The organism is Amycolatopsis pittospori (assembly GCF_013870525.1).
Classification (GTDB): domain Bacteria; phylum Actinomycetota; class Actinomycetes; order Mycobacteriales; family Pseudonocardiaceae; genus Amycolatopsis; species Amycolatopsis pittospori.
In genome coordinates, this window is record NZ_JACBXD010000189.1 from 1 (window position 1) to 1,303 (window position 1,303).

Consider the following 1,303-nt stretch of genomic DNA (forward strand, 5'->3'; position numbering starts at 1 on the left):
GAAAGCCACTGACGCCCTGGGTGGGTTGTCTTGCGAAAGATCTGCCGGTCTTGCTGTGGTCTCTGTTCGTGCACGTGACCAGGCCGGGGGATGTGACTTGATAGGAGCCTGTGCCACCAGGACACCCATCACTGTGTTGTCCGTCCCCGGCCCGGTACGTGCCATCCGTTTGACCGATCGAGACACGGAATGGCAGCTATCAGGATGACCGATCAGCAGAGCACCGTCGACACGGCCCAGGTGACCGGCGGGGTCGACACCCACAAAGACACTCACACCGCCGCCGCTCTCGACCACCTCGGCCGGGTACTGGGGACCCGCACGTTTCCCGCCACCACCGCCGGTTATGCCGCGTTGCGGGAGTGGCTGGCCGGGTTCGGGACACTCGGCGCGGTGGGTGTCGAGGGCACCGGCTCCTACGGCGCGGGCCTGGCCCGCTACCTGACCGCCGAGAGTGTCACGGTGGTGGAGGTCAACCAACCGGACCGGCATACCCGCCGCCGCAAGGGAAAGACCGACACCCAGGACGCGGTCAACGCCGCTCACGCCGTGCTGTCGGGCCGCGCGGACACCACACCCAAGGCCGGCACCGGGCCCGCCACCGCCATCACCGCCCTGCGCACAGTGCTCAGCGGCGCGGTCAAATCCCGCACCGCCGCGCTCAACCAGCTCGACGCCCTGATCGTCACCGCACCCGCCGCGCTGCGCGAATCCCTCACCGGCCTGACCGGAAAAGCCCTGATCACCACCTGCGCCCGGCTCCGCCCCGGCACCGACCTCACCAACCCCGCCAACGCCGCCACAACCGCGCTACGCCGCCTGGCCCGCCGCATCCAGCACCTCACCGACGAGATCACCGACACCAAAACCGACCTCACGACCCTGACCCGGAAGGTCCTGCCCGCCACCACAGCCGTGTTCGGCGTCGGCCCCGACACCGCCGCCCAACTCCTGACCACCGCCGGCGACAACCCCCACCGCATCGACACCGAAGCACGCTTCGCGCACCTCTGCGGCACCGCACCCATCCCCGCCAGCAGCGGACGCACCGACCGCCACCGCCTCAACCGCGGCGGCGACCGCCACGCCAACGCAGCCCTCTACCGCATCGTCATCGTCCGCATGCGCCACTGCCCCCGCACCCGCGCCTACGTCGAACGCCGCACCACCGAAGGCATCCCCAAACGACACATCATCCGCTGCCTCAAACGCTACGCCGCCCGCGAGATCCACCGAACACTCATCACAGACATCAACAACCTCACCAACACCCCTTGACATCAATAGGAGCATCTTTCGCAAC

1 protein-coding gene is annotated in these 1,303 nt (G+C 68.5%); it reads left to right on the plus strand.

Features of this window, described 5'->3' with window-relative positions; genetic code table 11:
• The first annotated feature begins 189 nt into the window (after positions 1-189).
• Positions 190-1,278, plus strand: a complete 1,089-nt coding sequence (locus H5J31_RS39555; RefSeq protein WP_236005669.1) for an IS110 family RNA-guided transposase — start codon at positions 190-192, stop codon at positions 1,276-1,278.
• The last annotated feature ends 25 nt before the right edge of the window (positions 1,279-1,303 follow it).